The following is a 19,517-nucleotide window of genomic DNA, read 5'->3' as shown; positions in this document are numbered from 1 at the left end:
AGGCCGATCCGGGGGCCGGTCCGGTGCCGGTCCGGTGCCGGTCGGACGGCGCCGGGGCAGTCGGTGACCGGGTCGTCAGTGCCCGCGCGACCGGGCGCTCCGGCTCCTGATCTTGTTCCTACTCCGAGTGCTCCGCGGGCGTCCGGTCACAGCAGGCCGTCCCACAGCTGCTCCACGATGACGGCCCACCAGTTCTCGGGATCGGCGAAGACCGTACCGTCCAGCTCCACCAAGGCGCGCTGCAGGCCGTCCACCGCCCCGCCCGCGGCCACCGGGTCGAGCCCGCGCAGGGCGGGCCACCAGCCCGCGAAGACCTCCAGGCAGCGGACGAAAGCGCGCAGGTCGGCGTTGCAGTGGCGGGCGGTCGCGTAGTCCGGGTCCACCGCCCGGACGGTGCCGTCCAGCCGGTCGAGGACCACCAGCGCCCAGCCGTCCGTCCCCAGCACCAGCTGCTCGGCGAGGGCCAGGCGCTCGCGCTCGGCCACCCGGGCGCCCCGGCCGAGCGCGGCCAGGTGCGCGACCGCCGACGGCAGCACGGTGCCGGGGCGGGTGCCGTCCGCGACGGCCTCCGTACCGGGGTGGTGCAGTGCGAAGAACCCGGGCACGGCCGTCGGCACGCCGACCGTCAGCAGCAATGCTGCCTCGTCCCCAGACAGTTCGGCCCGCACCACGTCCGCCGGGTCGAAACGCCGCACGCCCGCCGGACCGAACCTCGCCGCGAGCCGCCCGGCCAACACGGCGTCCGGCGCGTCCGGCTCTCCGCGTACCGGGCGCGGGAAAGGCACCCGGTTGCGGACCGGACCGTCCGGCGGAGCGGGCAACGCCCGTACGGCGGCGGCCCGGTGGTCGAATCGCGGGCCGTACGGCAACTCGAAGTCGATCCGGGCGTCCGGCAGTTCGGCGTCCAGGGCGTGGGCCCAGTAGCCGCCGGGCAGGGCGCTCATCCGCAGGTCGGTCCGCACGGCCGACACGTCCTCGGCCGCCACCCCCTGCTCACGCAGCCACCACCAGCCGCGCAACGCCGGATGCGGCAGACCCGCCGCCGAACGCAGCGCCAGCGAACGCTCCTCGCCGGCGCCGTCCCGGTACGTCAGCTCGGCCCGGACGCCGCGACCGGTCGCGGGCGGCCGGGTCGGGTCGTACCCGCCCGCGCCGACGAAGTCCCGGTACAGCCCGACCACTTCGTCGACGGGCACCGAGGGCCACACCGTGAACCGGCCGCTCTCCCGGTCCACCACGGCACACGCCGCCCCGACCTCCTCGGGCGCCCGGCGCTCCCCGGTCCGCGGATCCACCTCCACCCGCGCGGGCTCCGCCCACACCACCCACCCGAGCTCGAACTCGTGCGCACACACCCGCCGCACCACTCCGGAGCCCTGCGGCAGATCCCCGTTGATCCACCGATGCCCCGCCTCCACCGCCTGCGCCCGCGAAACCACCCGGCAACCCCCGCCCCCGACGACACCCAACCCCACCGCGCCGCGACCCTACGCCCCCACCCGCCCGGCGCACGAAAAGTCGGCGCTGCCGACTTCCTGCGCCACCCAGGCCAACCGCGGGCAAAAATATGCAGACCGGTCTACAGATTCACCCTGCCCATCCACCCGCGCACCGACACAGCCACCCCAGCGACTTCCAAAATTATGACGCCCGGTCTACATATCAACCCTCCCCGCGACCTCCCCAAAAAGAGCGCACAGAAAGTCGACCTGGCCGACTTTTCACGCAGCCGCCCGCGCCGACACCACTCGAATATGAAGACCGGTCTACATACCCATCCGCGCCCAACCACAGCGAGCACAGGGAAGTCGGCGCCACCGACTTCTCGCGCATCCGCCGCGCGCCGACGCAAGTCGAATATGAAGACCGGTCTAGATATTCGTCCCGAGCGGGCCTGGCCGGGGGCTAGCTGGTTGGGGTAAGGTCGAGGGGGCGGCCTTCGGGGGTGAGGGCGATGGCCCAGAGGCCGTGGGTGGCGGGGTGGAGGGGGGTGGGGCCCTGGCGGGCGAGTTGGTGGTCGAGGTAGGTGACGGCGTCCCGGTGGTTGACGGCGTTCCAGGCGTGGGGACGGCCGAAGGCGTCCAGGGTGAGGAGGACGGCCTGGGAGCCGTGGCCGGCGCGGCGGAGGTCCTCGGCGAGGCGGTCGAAGGCCCGGCCGCCGTCGCCCAGGTCGCGGAAGGGGGCGCCGAGTTCGCGTTCGGCGCGGTCGCGGCCGCCGCGTTCGCCGGCGTCGCCCTCGGTGGGGATGCGCGGGGCGGCGCAGGTGGGGCGGCCGGTGTAGCACTCGACCGCGGATAGGGCGATCTCGATGCTGTTGTTGGACCGGCCCGGTTGGCGGTAGCCGCCGGCGTTGACGGCTTCCGTCCAGCCGCCTGCGGCCGGGTCGGGGTGGCGGACGGGCAGGCCGTCCTCGTCGCGGGGTGTACGGCGTTCGAGTTCGGCCTGGTGTTCCGGGTCGACCGGGGCGAGCCCGCCCGGCGGTCCGTACGGACGGCTGTCGGCGATGCTGCGCGGTCGGGTGTCCGGGTCGTCGGGCCCGGTGCCGCGCCGTGCACGCAGGGCGAGTTGGAGGGCCATTGCGTGGGCGGTCGCGACCGGGACGGCGCCCCAGGCGAGGGTGGGGTCGGCGACGGTCGCGGCGGTGTCCCGGCGGCGGGTGTCCGCCTGGTGGGGTTCGGGCCGCCCGAGCACCGGGGTGGTGCCGACGACGGGCGGCGCCGCCGGGCTCGGCGGTGCGGTGTGGACCGGCGGCGCCCCGACGACGGGGAGTGGCGCGGCACCGACCGGGGTACGGGCCGTCGGCGCTCCCGGCCGGGCTTCGCCGGCCACCGGCTGCGGCCCCGCGGCACCGGCAGCACCACCACCGGCACCGCCGCCCGCCCCGACGCCGCTGCCGAACGGAGCCGCCACCTGGGCGGCGGGCCCTCCGGCGACGCCCGCGAGCGGTCCGGGCCCGACGGTGCCGACCGCACCGACCACCGGGTACCCGCCGCCGTACGCCGGCGTCCCGAACGGCCCGCCGCCACCAACCGGCCGGACCGCCGGTGGGGCGTCCGGCCCCGGACCACGCGAGGAACCGGGGGTACCGGAGTCGGGGGACGACACGGCACCGGGCGCGGCGGGCGCGCTCACCGAGTCGGTCCGTACGGACACGGGCCCGCCCCCACCTCCGCCCCCGCCGTGCGCCGGGACCGACGGCGCCTGGAGCGGGTAGTCCCCGTCCGACCCGCCCGCCGTCCCGCCGCCCTGGCGGATCGGCGCGGCAACGATCCGCCCGGTGGCCCCGTCGTCCCGGGCCGGTGGCGTCCAGTCGCCACCGCCGGTCACCGCCCGGTGCTGTCCCTGCCCGCCCCCGCCCCCGCCCCCGGTCGCGTACGAGGCACCCGACGCCACCGCGCCGACCGGCGTACTCGCGGCGACGGCGGTGTCCGCCCCTCCGACGACCGCCACCGGGTCGGCCACGACGGCCGAGGCCACGGTCAGCAGGCCGGGCGGCCTCAGGTCCGTCCTCCCGGCGGCGGGACCGTCGGCCGCCTTCCCGTCGACCGCCTTCCCGTCGGCCGCCCCGTCCCGCGCGTCCGTCAGCCCGGTGAGCGGCAGCCCGCGGACCTCCTCGCCGTGCGCGTCGGTGAGCACCGCCCGCCCGTGTTCGTCCAGCCGGACGGCCAGGTCGGCCACCCCGACGACCGGCTTGCCGTCCGGCCCCGGGACGACCAGCAGCCCGGAGGCGTCGCCGACGGGGGTGCCGTCCGCCCGGAGGATCACCGGCTGCCCGTCGCGGCCGAGGACGGGCTGTCCGTGTTCGTCGACCTTGACGGTGAGCCCGTCGACGCCGACCAGCGGCTTTCCGTCCCTGCCCGCGAGCAGGACCAGTCCGGAGCCGTCCGCGCGGAGCACACCCGGTTCGCCGAGGGCGACGGGCAGGCCGGCGACGGGCAGGCCGGCGGTGAGCGGGTCGAAGGTGCCGGTGCGGTACCCGGCGGCGGTGATCCCCGGGCCGCGCGCGGTGCCGAGCCGGAGCAGGGCGAGGGCGGCAGGTTCCTTGAGGGCGGTGGCGAGGCCGTCCTTCATGGCGCGGCCGAGTTCGGCGAGCAGTCCGCCGATCTTCAGCGCGGCGGCCTCGACCGCGACGGTCGCCAGGCCCGCCGCGACCTGTTCGGTGGCGGCGTTCCTCACGTCGGTGGCGAGGCCGCCGACGGCCTTCCGCAGCCCTCCGACGACCCCGCCCGCGTCCACCCGCGAACCCGGCCCCGGCCCGGACACCGACCCCGGACCCGCCCCGGACCCGCCGTCGGCCGCCGCGGCGACCCTGCCCGCCGCCGCCTTCGCCTTGGCGGCCGCCTCCTCCGCCTGCGCGAGGTCGGCGGCGAGCTGCCGCAGGGTCGTGATGATCTCGGCCTTGCAGGTGTCCACGGCCTGCGCGGCCGTGTCGAAGGCGCCGGCGACGAGCCCCACGGCGGCGTGCGCGTCGTCCAGGTGGCCCTTGCCGCCGCCGCTGAAGGCCTGCCAGTACGCGCCGAAGGCCTCGACCGCGTGGCCGGAGTTGTCGGCGGTGACGCGCTGGACGGACTCGCCGCAGCGCCGGGTGAGGCGGTCGGCCTCCGTGCCGAACTCCCGCCAGACCCCGGCCGCCTTGCGCAGGCCCTCCTCGTCGGCCTGCGGCCACGGGTGGCCGGTCCGGGCCAGTACCGGCACCAGTTCCTCGGGCAGTTTCCGGGACACGCGCTTCCCCCTCCGGCCGGGTCCGTCAGACCGACATGTCCTTGGGGACGGCGGGTGCCGCCCCCGGGGTTGCCCCCGTCGTCGTACGGGCCGGGGCGACCGCGGGAACCACCACCGCTCCACCCCCGCCCTCGACCCCGGTCCCGGCGCCGAACCCGCTCGCCGCCGAGGTGTCCGCGTCGGCCGTCCGCTCGGCCATCGTGTGCAGCCCGGCCCCGACCTTCCCGACCCGTCCGGCCAGTCCGCGCAGCCCGCCGACGAGTTCGCCGTGCGCCGGACCGTACACGGCGGCGAAGCCGCTGCCCGGCAGGTCCGTGCCCCAGGGGGCGCCGAGCGCGGCGAGGTCCCGTTCGAGGGCGGCGACGGCCTTCGTCAGCTGTCCCCCGAGCTTCTCGAACTCCCGCCCCTCGCCGTGCAGTTCCCACGGCTTGAGGACGAACTCCCCACCGCCGCGGTCGGACGCCCCGGTGCTGCCGCCTGCCATCCCCGTACCTCCCCGTAGCGGACCGGCCGCCATCCTAGGCATCTTCCCCGGCCCGCCCGCGGCGCCCGGCGGAGCTCTTCACCCCGCCTTCACCCCGGACCGAGCACGAACCCGAGCACGAGCCCGAACCGAGCCCGAGCGCGAACCCGAACCGGGCCCGCACCGACCCCGAACCCGACCCCGAGCCCGATCCCGGCCCCGCACCGCCAGCCCGCCGCCCGTCACCACCCCCGCGAAAGCTCTACCCTTGCCGGGTGGCACCAGCAGAAACGTCCAAGAAGAAGGCCAAGGCGAAGCCCAAGGCCTCCCCCGCCCCCGTCGACCTCGCGATGCCGACCCTGCGCCGCGAGATCCCGCGCGACGAGGTCCCGCTCGACTTCCCGCGCGCCTGGGTCGAGTTCGCCGACCCCGCCGACGAGGAGCAGGTCTTCCGCTGCGACCTCACCTGGCTGACCTCCCGCTGGTCCTGCGTCTTCGGCCAGGGCTGCCACGGCATCCGCGAGGGCCGCGGCGAGTCGGACGGCTGCTGCACGCTGGGCGCGCACTACTCGGACGAGGACGACGAGAAGCGCGTCCTGGGGCACGCGGCGCGGCTGACGCCCGAGCTGTGGGAGAACTTCGCCGAGGGCACCGACGCCAAGGGCCGGCTGGTCTCCGACGGCGGGATCACCATGCTCGACGAGGACGGCGACCGCCAGACCCGCCGGGTCGGCGGCGCCTGCATCTTCGTGAACAGCCCGGGTTTCGCGGGCGGCGCCGGCTGCGCCCTGCACGCGCTCGCGCTCCAGGAGGGCCGCGAGCCGCTGGAGACCAAGCCGGACGTCTGCTGGCAGCTGCCGATCCGCCGCACCTACGACTGGATCGACCGCCCCGACGACTCCCGCTACCTCCAGGTCTCGATCGGCGAGTACGACCGCCGCGGCTGGGGCCCGGGCGGGCACGACCTGCACTGGTGGTGCACCGGTGCGCCGGCGGCCCACCAGGGCGCGGAGCCGGTGTACGTCAGCTACCGCCCGGAGCTCACCGAGCTGATGGGCAAGGCCGGGTACGAGGTGCTGGCCCGCCTGTGCGAGGAGCGGATCGCCACCAAGGGCGACCGCAGGATCGCCCCGCACCCGGCCGACCCGGGCAAGAAGTCGGACCCGGACAAGAAGTCGGCCTCGGACAAGAAGCCCAAGAAGGCCTGAGCCGGTGCCGGGCCCCCGCGCGGCCCGGCATCCCCGGCCAGCTCCCCGGCCAGCTCGTCACCCCCGCCCGACCCGGCACCCCCGTTCGGCACCGCCCCTACGCGCCGATCACTTGTCGATGTCCCCGACCACGAAGAACATCGACCCCAGGATCGCCACCATGTCCGCGACCAGCGTCCCCGGCAGCAGTTCGATGAGCGCCTGGATGTTGTTGAAGGACGCCGAGCGCAGCTTGAGCCGCCACGGCGTCTTGTCGCCGCGCGAGACCAGGTAGTAGCCGTTGATCCCGAGCGGGTTCTCGGTCCACGTGTAGGTGCTGCCCTCGGGTGCCTTGAGCACCTTGGGCAGCCGCTGGTTGACCGGGCCGGGCGGCAGGGTGGCGAGCTTGTCGAGGCAGGCCTCGGCAAGGTCGAGCGAGTTGAGGGTCTGCTCCAGCAGGCATTCGAAGCGGGCCAGGCAGTCGCCCTCCTCGCGGGTGACGACGGTGAGCACCTGCCGCAGTTCCTCGGTGCCGTACGCGAGGTAGGGCTCGTCGCGGCGCAGGTCGAGGTCGAGGCCGCTGGCGCGGGCGATCGGGCCGCTGACGCCGTACGCCTGGGCCTGGGCCTTGGTGAGGACGCCGACGCCGGCGGTGCGGGCGCGGAAGATCTCGTTGCCGAGGACGAGTTCCTCGAAGACGGGCGTCTCGGAGCGCACCTTGGCGACGGCGGCGCGGACCCGGACGAGCCAGCCGGCCGGGAGGTCCTCCTTGAGGCCGCCGACCCGGTTGAACATGTAGTGCATCCGGCCGCCGGAGGCTTCCTCCAGCACGTACTGGAGTTCCTCGCGGCTGTGGAAGGCGTGGAAGATCGGGGTGATCCCGCCGAGTTCCAGCGGGTAGGAGCCGAGGAACATCAGGTGGTTGAGGACCCGGTTGAGTTCGGCGAGCAGGGTGCGGATCCACACCGCCCGCTCGGGGACCTCCATGCCGAGCATCCGCTCGACGCCGAGGACGACGCCGAGTTCGTTGGAGAAGGCGGAGAGCCAGTCGTGCCGGTTGGCCAGCATGATGATCTGCCGGTAGTCCCGGGCCTCGAACAGTTTCTCCGCGCCCCGGTGCATGTAGCCGATCACCGGCTCGGCGGTGACGATGCGCTCGCCGTCGAGCAGCAGGCGCAGTCGCAGCACGCCGTGCGTGGCCGGGTGCTGCGGGCCGATGTTGAGCACCATGTCGGTGGTGCCCGCCGCGCCGCTGAAGTTCTCGGCTCCCGCCCCGATGCCGACCGTGGTCTCCCTCATGCCCCCAGAGTCTGCCATCCCGGCAGCACACCCAAGCTCTCCGGTACCGGCATGCGGACGGTCTGCAGCAGCCACCCGAACCCGCCGAGCCCGCCCGGGTCGGTCAGCTCGGCGCCCTCCCCGGCCCCGCTCAGCGCCCGCAGGTAGCCCGCCGGGTCGGTGGAGGCGAGGGCGAGCGGGGGGCGTCCGCCGCTCACGCCGAGGGCGCGCAGGGCCTCGCGCTGCGTCGTCCACAGGCTGTGGAGACCGGGTACGGCGACGGCGTCCAGGGCCACGTGCGCGGTGACGTCGCAGGAGCCGTCCGGCACCGGTGCCACTTCCCGGCCGTCCCGGAAGCCGCTGAGGGTGCCGAAGGGCGGCCGGCGCCCCGCCGTGTGGGCGTAGTCGACGGCGACGGCCAGTCCGCGCTCCAGCCCGGCGACGGCCCGCGCCCAGGCGGCGTCCCGGGGGCCGCCGAACTCCACCACCTCGCCGGGCTCGGCGACCGGCCACCACCGCTCGGCCCAGGCCGCGTCGGCCGAGGCGGCCGGCACCTCCGCCCCGGGGCGCACCGCGCCGGTCGCGGTGTCCACCTCGACGTAGCGCAGCACCCCGTCGCCGTCCACCTCCCCGGCGTCCAGCGGCACGTTGTCCAGCCACTCGTTGGCGAAGAGCAGCCCGGTCACGCCGCGCGGCGGCTCGTCCGTCCACAGGACCGTGGACGGGAGTCCGGCCGGGCGCCCGGCGATCTCCACGCCGTACGGGCGCAGCCGGGCGAGCACGTCCCCGGGCAGCGCGGCCAGGACGCCGGTGAGCAGTTCGCCGCGCCCGGCCCCGACGTCGACGAGGGCCAGCTCCTCCGGACGGCCGAGGGCCGCGTCAACCTCGAGGAGCAGCCGGGCCACCGCACGGGCGAACCTGGGCGAGGCGTGCACGGAGGTGCGGAAGTGGCCTGCGGGGCCTTCCGGTCTGCGGTAGAAGCCCCGGTCGGGGTCGTACAGGGCCTGTTCCATGGCGGGCGCCCACCGCATCCAAGTCATGGGGCCGGACGCTACCCGCCGGTCGCCGGCCCCTCCCAATCGGCGCCGGTGCGCCCCGGTGCCCCCTCCCGATCGGTGCCGGCGCGTCTCCGACCTACGGAGTAGGACGGATCGCCCTACCGGCGGACCTGGACACGTGGAGCGACTGCCTACGCTGGACACGTGCATCGACTCAACGCCTGGCTCCGCCGTCACCCCATGGTGGTCGACTCCGCCTGGGCGGCGATCGTGCTCTTCCTCGGCCTGCTGCCGAACGACAACTTCCCCGACGACGGCTGGCGCTTCGACGCGGACATCCTGGTCGCGCTGGTGCTGCCCGCGCTGATGGTCGTCCGCCGGCGCTACCCGGACGTCACGGTGGCCGCCGCCACCGGCCTCGGGGTCAGCCAGGTGCTGGCGGACGTCGAGCCGGCCGGTTCCTCGATCGCCTACCTGGTCTTCGCGTACACCGGTGCCGCCTTCGGGCAGAAGTGGACGTCCCGGCTGGCGCTGGTGGCCGGCCTGTCCGCCGGGCCGCTGGTGTTCTGGCAGATGCACCCGATGAAGACGGTCCGCGAGAGCGCCGGCCACTACGTGTCCCGCTCGTACAACATCGGCGAAGCAGCGCTGATCATGCTGCTGATGAGCACGCCGTTCATCCTGTGCTGGGCCTGGGGGCGGCTGACCCGGGTGCGCCGCGCCTACCTGACGGAGCTGGAGGACCGCGCCGCCCGGCTGGAGCGCGAGCGGGACGCCCAGGCCAAGGTGGCGGTCGCCGCCGAGCGGGCCCGGATCGCCCGTGAGCTGCACGACGTGGTCGCGCACAACGTCTCGGTGATGATCGTCCAGGCGGACGGCGCCGCGTACGTCCTCGACAACTCCCCGCAGCAGGCGAAGGAGGCGCTCGGCACGATCGCCTCCACCGGCCGTCAGGCGCTGGTCGAGATGCGCCGGCTGCTGGGCGTGCTGCGCACCTCCGACACCACCGCCGAGGAGTACGTGCCGCAGCCGGGCGTGGAGGAGCTGCCGGAGCTGCTGGAGCAGGTCCGCACGGCCGGGCTGCAGGTGGACTACGCGACGTCCGGGCATCCGCGGGAGCTGCCGCGCGGCGTCGAGCTGACCGTCTACCGGATCGTCCAGGAGGCGCTGACCAACGTCCGCAAGCACGGCGGCCCCGACGTGCACGCCCGGGTCGCGGTCGACTTCGGCGAGCGCGAGCTGGCCGTCCTGGTGGAGGACGACGGCCGGGGCAGCACCGACGAACAGCTGGCCTCCGGCGGCACGGACGGTCTCGGGCACGGCCTGATCGGCATGCGCGAGCGGGTCGGCATGGTCAGCGGCCGCCTCGACGTGGGCCCCCGCCCCGGCGGCGGCTTCCGGATCCGTGCCGTCCTCCCGCTCAAGGCCGCACACTGACCCTCCGCGCACCTCCGCCCCCTTAGGAGCCACCTTGACCATCCGCGTGATGCTCGTCGACGACCAGGAACTGCTGCGCACGGGTTTCCGGATGATCCTGCAGTCGCAGGGCGACATCGAGATCGCCGCCGAGGCGGGCGACGGCGCGCAGGCGCTGGAGCGGCTGCGGCACACCGAGGTGGACGTGATCCTGATGGACGTCCGGATGCCCCGCCTGGACGGGGTGCAGGCGACCCGCCGGATCTGCCTGGCCGAGGACGGCAGCCCGCTGCCGGACGCCCCGCACGTGCTGATCCTCACCACCTTCGACCTGGACGAGTACGCCTTCGCCGCGCTCAAGGCCGGCGCCAGCGGCTTCCTGCTCAAGGACGTCCCGCCGACCGAGCTGGTGGCCGCGATCCGCGCGGTGCACGGCGGGGACGCGGTGGTCGCCCCGACCACCACCCGCCGGATGATCGACCGCTTCGCCGAGGTGCTGCCGACCCCGCAGAGCGCGCCCGGCTCGGACGTCCTCGGCCCGCTGACCGAGCGCGAGCGGGAGGTGTTCCTGCTGGTCGCCCAGGGCCTGTCGAACGGTGAGATCGCGGCCCGGCTGGTGCTCTCCGAGGCCACCGTGAAGACCCATGTCGGCCGGATCCTGGCCAAGCTGGGCCTGCGCGACCGGGTCCAGGCCGTGGTGCTGGCGTACGAGGCCGGGCTGATCCGGGCCGGTGCCACCGACTGACGCGCCCGTACACTGGGGCGGTACGTCCGGTACCCGCAGGTGGACTGGAACGGATGATCAGGGACAAAGGTTGAGTCCTTCCGATTTCGCGGACTTCGGCGACCTCGCCCCGCTCGCCGACGGCCTCGGCGCCCCGGGCGATCCCGGCAACCGCCCGGCCCGGCTCGCCGTGGGCGTGGTCGGCACCGGCCGGGTCGGTCCCGCGCTGGGCGCCGCGCTGCAGCTCGCCGGGCACACCGTGGTCGCCGCCTCCGGGGTGTCCGCCACCTCCCGCCGCCGCGCCGAGGCGCTGCTGCCGGGGGTGCGGATCGTCACCCCGCCGCAGGTGCTCGCCGCCGCCGACCTGGTCCTGCTGACCGTCCCGGACGACGCGCTGGCCGACCTGGTGGCCGGGCTGGCCGCCACCGGCGCCGTCCGCCCCGGGCAGCTCGTGGTGCACACCTCCGGCGCGCACGGCGTCGCCGTCCTGGAGCCCGCCACCCGGGCCGGGGCGCTGCCGCTGGCCCTGCACCCGGCGATGACCTTCGCCGGCACCTCCGTCGACCTGGACCGGCTGGCCGGCTGCCCGTTCGGCGTGACCGCCCCCGAGGAGCTGCGGCCGGTCGCCGAGGCGCTGGTGGTGGAGATGGGCGGCGAGCCCGAGTGGGTGCCCGAGGAGGTCCGCCCGCTCTACCACACGGCCCTCGCGCACGGCGCGAACCACCTGGTCACCCTGGTCGCGCAGGCCATGGAGCTGCTGCGCGCGGCCGGGGTGGCCGAGCCCGGCCGGATGCTCGGCCCGCTGCTGGGCGCCGCGCTGGACAACAGCCTGCGCTCCGGCGACGCGGCCCTCACCGGCCCGGTCGCCCGGGGCGACGCGGGCACCGTACGGCGCCACCTGGCGCAGCTCAGTACGGTGTCCCCCGACATCCCGGCGGCCTACCGGGCGATGGCCCGCGCCACCGCGCAGCGGGCGCTCGCCAACGGCACGATCGACGACACGGCGGCGGCGGCGCTGCTGGACGTACTGAACGAGGAGAAGCGCTAATGGCACGCGGCAAGCAGCCGAACAAGCCCCAGCGGACGCCGAAGGTCCACCGGGCCGTGGTCACCCGCACCGTGGACGACTTCGAGGCCGCGTTCTGGCCGGACGAGCAGCCCGTGGACAACGCCGTCGTGATGACGATGGGCGCGCTGCACGAGGGGCACGCCGCCCTGGTCCGGGCCGCCCGCAAGCAGGTCGGCCGGGACGGCCGGGTCGCGGTGACGGTCTTCGTCAACCCGCTGCAGTTCGGCGCGGGCGAGGACCTGGAGCGCTACCCGCGCACCCTCGACGAGGACGTGAAGCTGGCCGAGGAGAACGGCGCCGACGTGGTCTTCGCGCCGTCCGTCGAGGAGGTCTACCCGAACGGCGAGCCGCAGGTGCGCCTGGTGGCCGGCCCGATGGGCGAGCGCTTCGAGGGCGCCACCCGGCCCGGCCACTTCGACGGCGTGCTGACCGTGGTCGCCAAGCTGCTGCACATCACCGACCCGGACTTCGCCTTCTTCGGCGAGAAGGACGCCCAGCAGCTGGCGCTCGTCCAGCGGATGGTCGCCGACCTGGACTTCGACGTCGAGATCGTCGGCGTGCCGACCGCCCGCGAGGAGGACGGCCTGGCGCTGTCCTCGCGCAACCGCTACCTCTCGGCGGAGGAGCGCACCCGCGCCCTGGCCCTGTCCGGCGCCCTGTTCGCCGGCCGGGACGTCGCCGCGCAGGGCCCGAAGGCCGTCCGCGAGGCCGCCTCGGCCGTCCTGGACGCCGCCGAGGGCGTCACCCTCGACTACCTCGCCCTGATCGACCCGCACGACTTCTCCGAGGCGGCGGACGACTTCCAGGGCGAGGCGGTGCTGGCCGTCGCCGCGCAGGTGGGCTCGACCCGCCTGATCGACAACGTCCGCGTCATCGTCCGCTAGGCACCGCCGCCCGACCGGCACCACCGTTCGGCGGGCACCACCGCTCCACCGGCACCACCGGCACCACCGCTCGGCAAGCAACCCCCTCAGGCATGCACTCACAGGAGGCGTGACCCGCAATGCTCCGCACCATGCTCAAGTCCAAGATCCACCGGGCCACCGTGACCCAGGCCGACCTGCACTACGTCGGCTCGGTCACGGTGGACGAGGACCTGCTCGACGCCGCCGACCTGCTCCCCGGCGAGCTGGTCCACATCGTCGACATCAACAACGGCGCCCGGCTGGAGACGTACACCATCGCCGGCCCGCGCGGCTCCGGCGTGATCGGCATCAACGGCGCCGCCGCCCGCCTGGTCCACCCGGGCGACCTGGTCATACTCATCGCCTACGGGCAGATGGACACGGCCGAGGCCAAGGGCTACGAGCCGAAGGTCGTCTTCGTGGACGAGCACAACCGGATCACCGGCATGGGCGGGGACCCGGCCGAAGCCCAGGAGGGCACCGGACTGCTCCGCGGCGACGCGGCGTACCGTGGCGGCAACGGCGCGGCCGTCGCCGCCTCGCGCTGAAGGAGCCACAGAGCCATGTCCGTTACGCACCGCCTGACCGCCCCGAACCCCGGGTGGACCACCACCACCGACGTGGTCGTGGTCGGCTCCGGGGTGGCCGGCCTCACCGTCGCCCTCAACGTCCGCAAGGCCGGCCTGCGGGTCCTCGTGGTCACCAAGGCCATGCTGGACGAGGGCTCGACCCGCTGGGCCCAGGGCGGCGTCGCGGCCGCACTGGGCGAGGGGGACACCCCCGAACAGCACCTGGCCGACACCCTGGTGGCCGGCGCCGGCGTCTGTGACGAGGAGGCCGTCCGCACCCTGGTCACCGAGGGCCCGGACGCCGTCCGCCGGCTGATCGCCACCGGCGCCCTGTTCGACCGGGGCGAGGACGGCGAGATCCTGCTGACCCGCGAGGGCGGCCACCACCGCCGCCGGATCGTCCACGCGGGCGGCGACGCCACCGGGGCCGAGATATCGCGCGCCCTGGTCGCCGCCGTCCGCACCGACCCGGACATCGAGCTGATCGAGCACGCGCTCGTACTCGACCTGCTCACCGACGCCGACGGCCACACCGCCGGACTGACCCTGCACGTGATGGGCGAGGGCCAGCGCGACGGCGTCGGCGCCGTCCGGGCCCGCGCGGTGGTGCTCGCCACCGGCGGCATGGGCCAGGTCTTCTCCGCCACCACCAACCCGGCGGTCTCCACCGGCGACGGCGTGGCACTGGCCCTGCGGGCCGGCGCCGCCGCCACCGACCTGGAGTTCGTCCAGTTCCACCCCACCGTGCTCTGGCTCGGCCCGGAGGCCGAGGGCCAGCAGCCGCTGGTCTCCGAGGCGGTCCGCGGCGAGGGCGCCCACCTGGTGGACGCGGACGGCGTCCGCTTCATGGTCGGGCAGCACGAACTGGCCGAGCTGGCCCCGCGCGACATCGTCGCCAAGGCGATCACCCGGCGCATGCAGGAGCAGGGCGCCCAGCACATGTTCCTGGACGGGCGGCACTTCGGCGCCGAGATGTGGGAGCACCGCTTCCCGACCATCCTCGCCTCCTGCCGCGCGCACGGGATCGACCCGGTCACCGAGCCGATCCCGATCGCCCCGGCCGCGCACCACGCCTCCGGCGGCGTGCGCACCGACCGGTCGGGCCGCACCAGCGTCCCGGGCCTGTACGCCTGCGGCGAGGTCGCCTGCACCGGGGTGCACGGCGCCAACCGGCTCGCCTCCAACTCGCTGCTGGAGGGCCTGGTCTTCGCCGAGCGGATCGCCGCCGACCTGGCCGGCCTGCACGCGGCCGGCGAGCTGCCCGAGCGCACGGTGGACGTCGCCGCCGCGCGGGCCGCGCACCCGGTGCCGCTGCCCGCCTCAGAGGCCCGGGCCGAGATCCAGCGGCTGATGTCGCGCGGCGCGGGCGTGCTGCGCTCGGCCGCCTCGATGGCCGACGCGGCGGCCGGACTGGCCCTGATCGCCGAGCAGGCCCGCTTCCACGTGGCCGAGGAGAAGCCGGCCGACCCCCGGGTGGAGACCTGGGAGGCCGCCAACCTGCTGCTGGTCGCCACCGCCCTGGTCGCGGCCGCCCAGCAGCGCGAGGAGACCCGCGGCTGCCACTGGCGCGAGGACTTCCCCGAGCGCGACGACGCCCACTGGCGGCGCCACCTGATCACCACCCTCGCCGCCACCGGCGGTCCCGTCAGCACCCCTGAGGAGCAGTAGAACGATGACCCACTCCCACGAGGAACTCCCCCTGGCCGACCAGGGCGGCTGCGGCGACGGCTGCGCCTGTGGCGACGGCGAGGGCTACGAGACCGGTCTGGACCCGCAGCTGGCCGAGCTCCTGGAGCAGGCCGGGCTGGACCCGGTCGAGGTCGAGGACATCGCCACCCTGGCGCTGGCCGAGGACCTGGCCGGCGGCGAGGACGTCACCTCGGTGGCGACCGTGCCCGCCGACGCCGTCGCCACCGCCGACTTCACCGCCCGTCAGGCCGGCGTGGTGGCCGGCCTGCGGGTCGCCGAGGCGGTCGTCTCGCTGGTCTGCGAGGAGGAGTTCGAGGTCGAGCGGCACGTCGAGGACGGCGACAGGGTCGAGGCCGGCCAGGTGCTGCTCTCGGTCCGCTCCCGCACCCGCGACCTGCTGACGGCCGAGCGCAGCGCGCTCAACCTGCTCTGCCACCTGTCCGGCATCGCCACCGCGACCAGCGCCTGGACGGACGCCCTGGAGGGCACCGGCGCGGTGGTCCGGGACACCCGCAAGACCACCCCGGGCCTGCGCGCGCTGGAGAAGTTCGCGGTGCGCTGCGGCGGCGGCGCCAACCACCGGATGGCGCTGTCCGACGCCGCCCTGGTGAAGGACAACCACGTGGTCGCGGCCGGCGGCGTGGCGGAGGCCTTCCGGGCCGTCCGGGCCGCGTACCCGGAGCTCCCGGTCGAGGTCGAGGTCGACACCGTGGAGCAGATCGCGCCGGTGCTGGAGGCCGGGGCCGACCTGATCCTGCTGGACAACTTCACCGTCGGGCAGCTGAAGGAGGCCGTCGCGCTGGTGGCCGGCCGGGCGAAGCTGGAGGCCTCCGGCGGACTGACCCTGGCCACCGCGCGCGAGGTCGCCCAGACTGGGGTGGACTACCTGGCCGTGGGCGCGCTCACGCACTCCTCGCCGATCCTGGACATCGGCCTGGACCTGCGCGCCTGACCGTCCGGACCCGCGCAGCCCCGTCCCGACTCGCAGAAAGCGGCCCATGCTCCTCACCATCGACGTCGGCAACACCCAGACCACGCTCGGCCTGTTCGACGGCGAGGAAGTGGTGGAACACTGGCGGATCTCCACCGATCCGCGCCGCACGGCCGATGAACTGGCGGTGCTGCTCCAGGGGTTGATGGGCAACCACACCGCGGCCAAGGAGGCCGCGGTGGAGGGCCTGGCGATCTGCTCGTCCGTTCCCGCCGTGCTCCACGAGCTCCGCGAGGTGACCCGCCGCTACTACGGCGACGTCCCCGCGGTGATCGTGGAGCCCGGCGTGAAGACCGGGGTGCACGTCCTGATGGACAACCCCAAGGAGGTCGGCGCCGACCGGATCGTCAACGCGCTGGCCGCCAACCACCTGTACGGCGGCCCGTGCATCGTGGTCGACTTCGGCACCGCGACCACCTTCGACGCGGTCAACGCCCGCGGCGACTACGTCGGCGGCGCGATCGCCCCCGGCATCGAGATCTCCGTCGAGGCCCTCGGCGTCCGCGGCGCCCAGCTGCGCAAGATCGAGCTGGCCCGCCCGCGCAACGTGATCGGCAAGAACACCGTCGAGGGCATGCAGTCCGGCATCCTGTACGGCTTCGCGGGCCAGGTCGACGGTCTGGTCGAGCGGATGGCCCGCGAGCTCGCCAAGGACCCGGACGACGTCCAGGTGATCGCCACCGGCGGCCTCGCCACCCTCGTCCTCGGCGAGGCCAGCACCATCGACGTCCACGAGCCCTGGCTCACCCTCATCGGCCTGCGGCTGGTCTACGAACGCAACCGCCCGAGCTGACCGGCTCCCCCGTCGGGCCGAACGTGGGTGGTTCGGCGCGACGTTACCGACAAATCGGATATTCCTCACGTAGTGTCAGCCCATGCCTACGCCACACGGATCGCGCGGCGGCATGGCCTTCAGCGCCGACGAAGTCCGCGTGCTGCGCCGAGCCCTCGCCCAAGCCCTGCACCCCGCCGTCCCCGTCCACCTCCAGGGGCCCGACCGGACGGCCTTCGCCGGGCCGGGCGCCGAACTCTGGGCGGAGGACGTCCAGGACGCGCTGTACCTGACCGAGGCGATCGACGAGGCCGTCCAGGAAGGCGGCCGGTTGCGCGCCTTCCTGCTCGCCGACCTCGGCCGCTACCGCTCCGCCCTGCCTGGCAGCGCGCCCGGCTACCTGCAGCGGCTGGAGGAGGCCGTGTCCGACGGGTACCTGCCCGGGCCCGAGGACCTCACCGCGCTGCGCGGCCTGACCCGCCAGCCCTGCGGACAGGGCGAACGGTCGCGCCGCTCGCGGCTGGCCGGGCGCTGCCACGCGCTGGCCGAGGCGGCCGTCCGCGAACGCCTCGCCCTCACCACCGGCCAGCCGCGCCACCTGGTGGCCGTGCCGAGCCCCGCCGCACCCCCGAGCTGTCACCCCACCCCTGTAGGAGGACGGACCATGAGCAGCACCGAGTCCCGCCCGGAGTCCCGCCCCGAGCAGTCCGCCGAGCCCGCCGCCGCGGGGGCCCCGCCCCGCCCGCACCGGATGCCCACCCCCGCGGAGCTCTTCGGCCGCCGTCCCAAGCCCCCGGCCCGGCCCGCCCCGTCGGCCGCGGAGGCCCCCGAGGAGATCGAGCTCGCCACCGGGACCGGCTGAGCGACCCGGGCCCGCCGGAGGGGAGACCGCCGCCGCGGTCTCCCCTCCGGCGCGTTCCGGCCGCCTCGGGCGCGTTCCGGTGCCCTCGCACGCAATCCGGTCACGGAGCACGGTGTGTGGCTGGCTACCCTTGTGGGGTGAGCGATCAGAGCCTTGTTCCCGCGACCGACGACCTTCCCGAGCAGATGCGCGTCCGGCGCGAGAAGCTGGACCGGCTCCGGGCGGCCGGCGTCGACCCGTACCCGGTCGGATTCCCCCGCACCAGCACCATCGCGGACCTGCGTGCCAAGCACCCGGACCTGGAGCCGGACACCGCGACCGGAGAGCGGGCCGGCATCACCGGCCGCGTGATCCTCTCCCGCACCGGCGGCAAGCTCTGCTTCGCCACCCTGCGCGACGGCACCGGCGACCTGCAGGTCATGTTCTCCCTGGACAAGCTGGGCCCCGAGCGCCTGGCGGCCTGGAAGTCCGACATCGACCTCGGCGACCAGGTCGGCGTCGAGGGCGAGGTGATCACCTCCAAGCGCGGCGAACTGTCGGTCATGGTGGACCGCTGGGAGCTCACCGCCAAGTGCCTGCGTCCGCTGCCGGACAAGCACAAGGGCCTGACCGACCCGGAGGCCCGGGTCCGCCAGCGCTACGTGGACCTGATCGTCAACCCCGAGGCCCGCGAGATCCTGCACCTGCGCAGCAAGGTCGTCCGCTCGATCCGCCGTACCTACGAGGACCGCGGCTACATCGAGGTCGAGACCCCGATGCTGCAGCCGGTGCACGGCGGCGCCAACGCCCGTCCGTTCAAGACGCACATCAACGCGTACGACATCGACCTCTACATGCGCATCGCCCCCGAGCTGTACCTCAAGCGGCTGGTGGTCGGCGGCGCCGAGAAGGTCTTCGAGATCAACCGCAACTTCCGCAACGAGGGCGCGGACTCCACCCACAACCCGGAGTTCACCTCGCTGGAGTCGTACGAGGCCTACGGCGACTACGACACCCAGGCCGAGCTGATCCGCGAGACGATCGTCAACGCGGCCCGGGACGCGCTGGGCACCACGGTGATCAAGGGCGTCGACGCGCACGGCGTCGAGCACGAGATCGACCTGGCCGAGCCGTGGGCGGAGGTCAGCGTCTACCCGGGCATCTCCGCGCACCTGGGCGTCGAGGTCACCCCGGAGACCACCGTCGAGGAGCTGCGCAAGCTGGCCGCCGAGCACGGCATCCCGTTCGAGAAGGACTGGGGCCACGGTCAGATCGTGCTGGAGATGGTCGAGCGCCTGCTGGAGGAGAACGCCGTCCGGCCGACCTTCATCAAGGACTACCCGACCGAGGTCTCCCCGCTGACCCGCCAGCACCGCTCGGTGCCGGGCGTGGCCGAGAAGTGGGACCTGGTGATCTTCGGCACGGAGATCGGCACCGCCTACTCCGAGCTGGTCGACCCGGTCGAGCAGCGCGCCCGCCTCACCGCCCAGTCGCTGCTGGCGGCCGGCGGCGACGTCGAGGCGATGCAGGTGGACGAGGACTTCCTGCGCGCCCTGGAGTACGCGATGCCCCCGACCGGTGGCCTCGGCCTCGGCGTGGACCGCCTGATCATGCTGCTGACCGGCAAGAACATCCGGGAGACGGTGCTCTTCCCGCTGGTGAAGCCGGAGCCGAAGGCTGCCGCCGCGACGGCGGAGAAGACCGAGGAGGAGTGACCTGATGGACTACGTCAGCGCGATCGTGCCGCCGCTGGTCATGGCGATCGGCTTCGGGTTCCTGGTGCGGGCCATCGTCCGCAGCCAGGGCGGGAGCCGGAAGGCGAAGGAAGACTTCGACTGATCCGCCGGGGCCGGACGCCCCGGCCCGGACGACCCGCGAGCGGACCCGCGACTG

Annotated in this window: 16 protein-coding genes; 11 read left to right on the top strand and 5 right to left on the bottom strand. The window is 74.6% G+C overall.

The genetic code is table 11. The features are described from left to right. Positions 1–146 precede the first annotated feature (146 nt). The 3 genes from ACYP53_RS10850 to ACYP53_RS10840 form a co-directional block, all read right to left on the bottom strand. Complete coding sequence (locus ACYP53_RS10850; protein WP_459647276.1) at positions 147–1,355, bottom strand: SUKH-4 family immunity protein; 1,209 nt, start codon at positions 1,353–1,355, stop codon at positions 147–149. Between the two features lie 550 nt (positions 1,356–1,905). Next, positions 1,906–4,722, bottom strand: a complete 2,817-nt coding sequence (locus ACYP53_RS10845) for a toxin glutamine deamidase domain-containing protein (RefSeq protein ID WP_459647275.1) — start codon at positions 4,720–4,722, stop codon at positions 1,906–1,908. A 25-nt stretch (positions 4,723–4,747) separates the two neighbouring features. Continuing rightward, positions 4,748–5,206 (bottom strand): hypothetical protein, encoded by a 459-nt coding sequence (locus ACYP53_RS10840; RefSeq protein WP_189915937.1) that lies wholly within the window; start codon positions 5,204–5,206, stop codon positions 4,748–4,750. A gap of 329 nt (positions 5,207–5,535) precedes the next feature. On the opposite strand from ACYP53_RS10840, the gene ACYP53_RS10835 reads away from it, so the two are divergent. Continuing rightward, complete coding sequence (locus ACYP53_RS10835) at positions 5,536–6,393, top strand: hypothetical protein (RefSeq protein WP_189916219.1); 858 nt, start codon at positions 5,536–5,538, stop codon at positions 6,391–6,393. A 108-nt stretch (positions 6,394–6,501) separates the two neighbouring features. Here ACYP53_RS10835 and ACYP53_RS10830 read toward each other — a convergent pair whose 3' ends face one another. Continuing rightward, positions 6,502–7,671: an NADH-quinone oxidoreductase subunit D gene (locus ACYP53_RS10830; RefSeq protein WP_459647274.1), complete on the bottom strand. Its 1,170-nt coding sequence runs from the start codon at positions 7,669–7,671 to the stop codon at positions 6,502–6,504. Then, positions 7,668–8,690 (bottom strand): SAM-dependent methyltransferase, encoded by a 1,023-nt coding sequence (locus tag ACYP53_RS10825; protein ID WP_459647273.1) that lies wholly within the window; start codon positions 8,688–8,690, stop codon positions 7,668–7,670. Before ACYP53_RS10825 ends, ACYP53_RS10830 begins: the two co-directional genes overlap by 4 nt. Before the next feature lie 162 nt (positions 8,691–8,852). Here ACYP53_RS10825 and ACYP53_RS10820 point away from each other — a divergent pair, with 162 nt between their 5' ends. From ACYP53_RS10820 to lysX, 10 genes are all read left to right on the top strand, one after another. Further along, the gene (locus ACYP53_RS10820; RefSeq protein WP_459647272.1) at positions 8,853–10,085 is read left to right on the top strand and encodes a sensor histidine kinase; all 1,233 of its coding nucleotides are present in this window, start codon (positions 8,853–8,855) and stop codon (positions 10,083–10,085) included. A gap of 34 nt (positions 10,086–10,119) precedes the next feature. Beyond that, positions 10,120–10,809: a response regulator gene (locus tag ACYP53_RS10815; protein ID WP_189915933.1), complete on the top strand. Its 690-nt coding sequence runs from the start codon at positions 10,120–10,122 to the stop codon at positions 10,807–10,809. 169 nt (positions 10,810–10,978) lie between these two features. After that, on the top strand, positions 10,979–11,836 hold the full coding sequence (locus tag ACYP53_RS10810) for a Rossmann-like and DUF2520 domain-containing protein (RefSeq protein ID WP_229928588.1): 858 nt from the start codon (positions 10,979–10,981) through the stop codon (positions 11,834–11,836). Beyond that, on the top strand, positions 11,836–12,741 hold the full coding sequence (panC, locus tag ACYP53_RS10805) for a pantoate--beta-alanine ligase (RefSeq protein ID WP_189915931.1): 906 nt from the start codon (positions 11,836–11,838) through the stop codon (positions 12,739–12,741). The genes ACYP53_RS10810 and panC overlap by 1 nt, the downstream gene beginning before the upstream one ends. Positions 12,742–12,860: 119 nt before the next feature. Beyond that, the gene (panD, locus tag ACYP53_RS10800; protein ID WP_189915930.1) at positions 12,861–13,310 is read left to right on the top strand and encodes an aspartate 1-decarboxylase; all 450 of its coding nucleotides are present in this window, start codon (positions 12,861–12,863) and stop codon (positions 13,308–13,310) included. A 15-nt stretch (positions 13,311–13,325) separates the two neighbouring features. Beyond that, positions 13,326–14,999 (top strand): L-aspartate oxidase, encoded by a 1,674-nt coding sequence (locus ACYP53_RS10795; RefSeq protein WP_189915929.1) that lies wholly within the window; start codon positions 13,326–13,328, stop codon positions 14,997–14,999. A gap of 4 nt (positions 15,000–15,003) precedes the next feature. Beyond that, positions 15,004–15,972, top strand: a complete 969-nt coding sequence (nadC, locus tag ACYP53_RS10790) for a carboxylating nicotinate-nucleotide diphosphorylase (protein WP_189915928.1) — start codon at positions 15,004–15,006, stop codon at positions 15,970–15,972. A 46-nt stretch (positions 15,973–16,018) separates the two neighbouring features. Beyond that, positions 16,019–16,804, top strand: a complete 786-nt coding sequence (locus ACYP53_RS10785) for a type III pantothenate kinase (RefSeq protein ID WP_189915927.1) — start codon at positions 16,019–16,021, stop codon at positions 16,802–16,804. Between the two features lie 82 nt (positions 16,805–16,886). Beyond that, positions 16,887–17,645, top strand: coding sequence for a hypothetical protein (locus ACYP53_RS10780; RefSeq protein ID WP_459647271.1), 759 nt, complete (start codon positions 16,887–16,889; stop codon positions 17,643–17,645). Between the two features lie 137 nt (positions 17,646–17,782). After that, on the top strand, positions 17,783–19,339 hold the full coding sequence (lysX, locus tag ACYP53_RS10775) for a bifunctional lysylphosphatidylglycerol synthetase/lysine--tRNA ligase LysX (RefSeq protein ID WP_189915925.1): 1,557 nt from the start codon (positions 17,783–17,785) through the stop codon (positions 19,337–19,339). Positions 19,340–19,517 lie beyond the last annotated feature (178 nt).

The sequence above is a fragment of the Kitasatospora sp. Ki12 genome (assembly GCF_054601375.1).
This window is presented reverse-complemented; position numbering and strand designations above follow the sequence as displayed.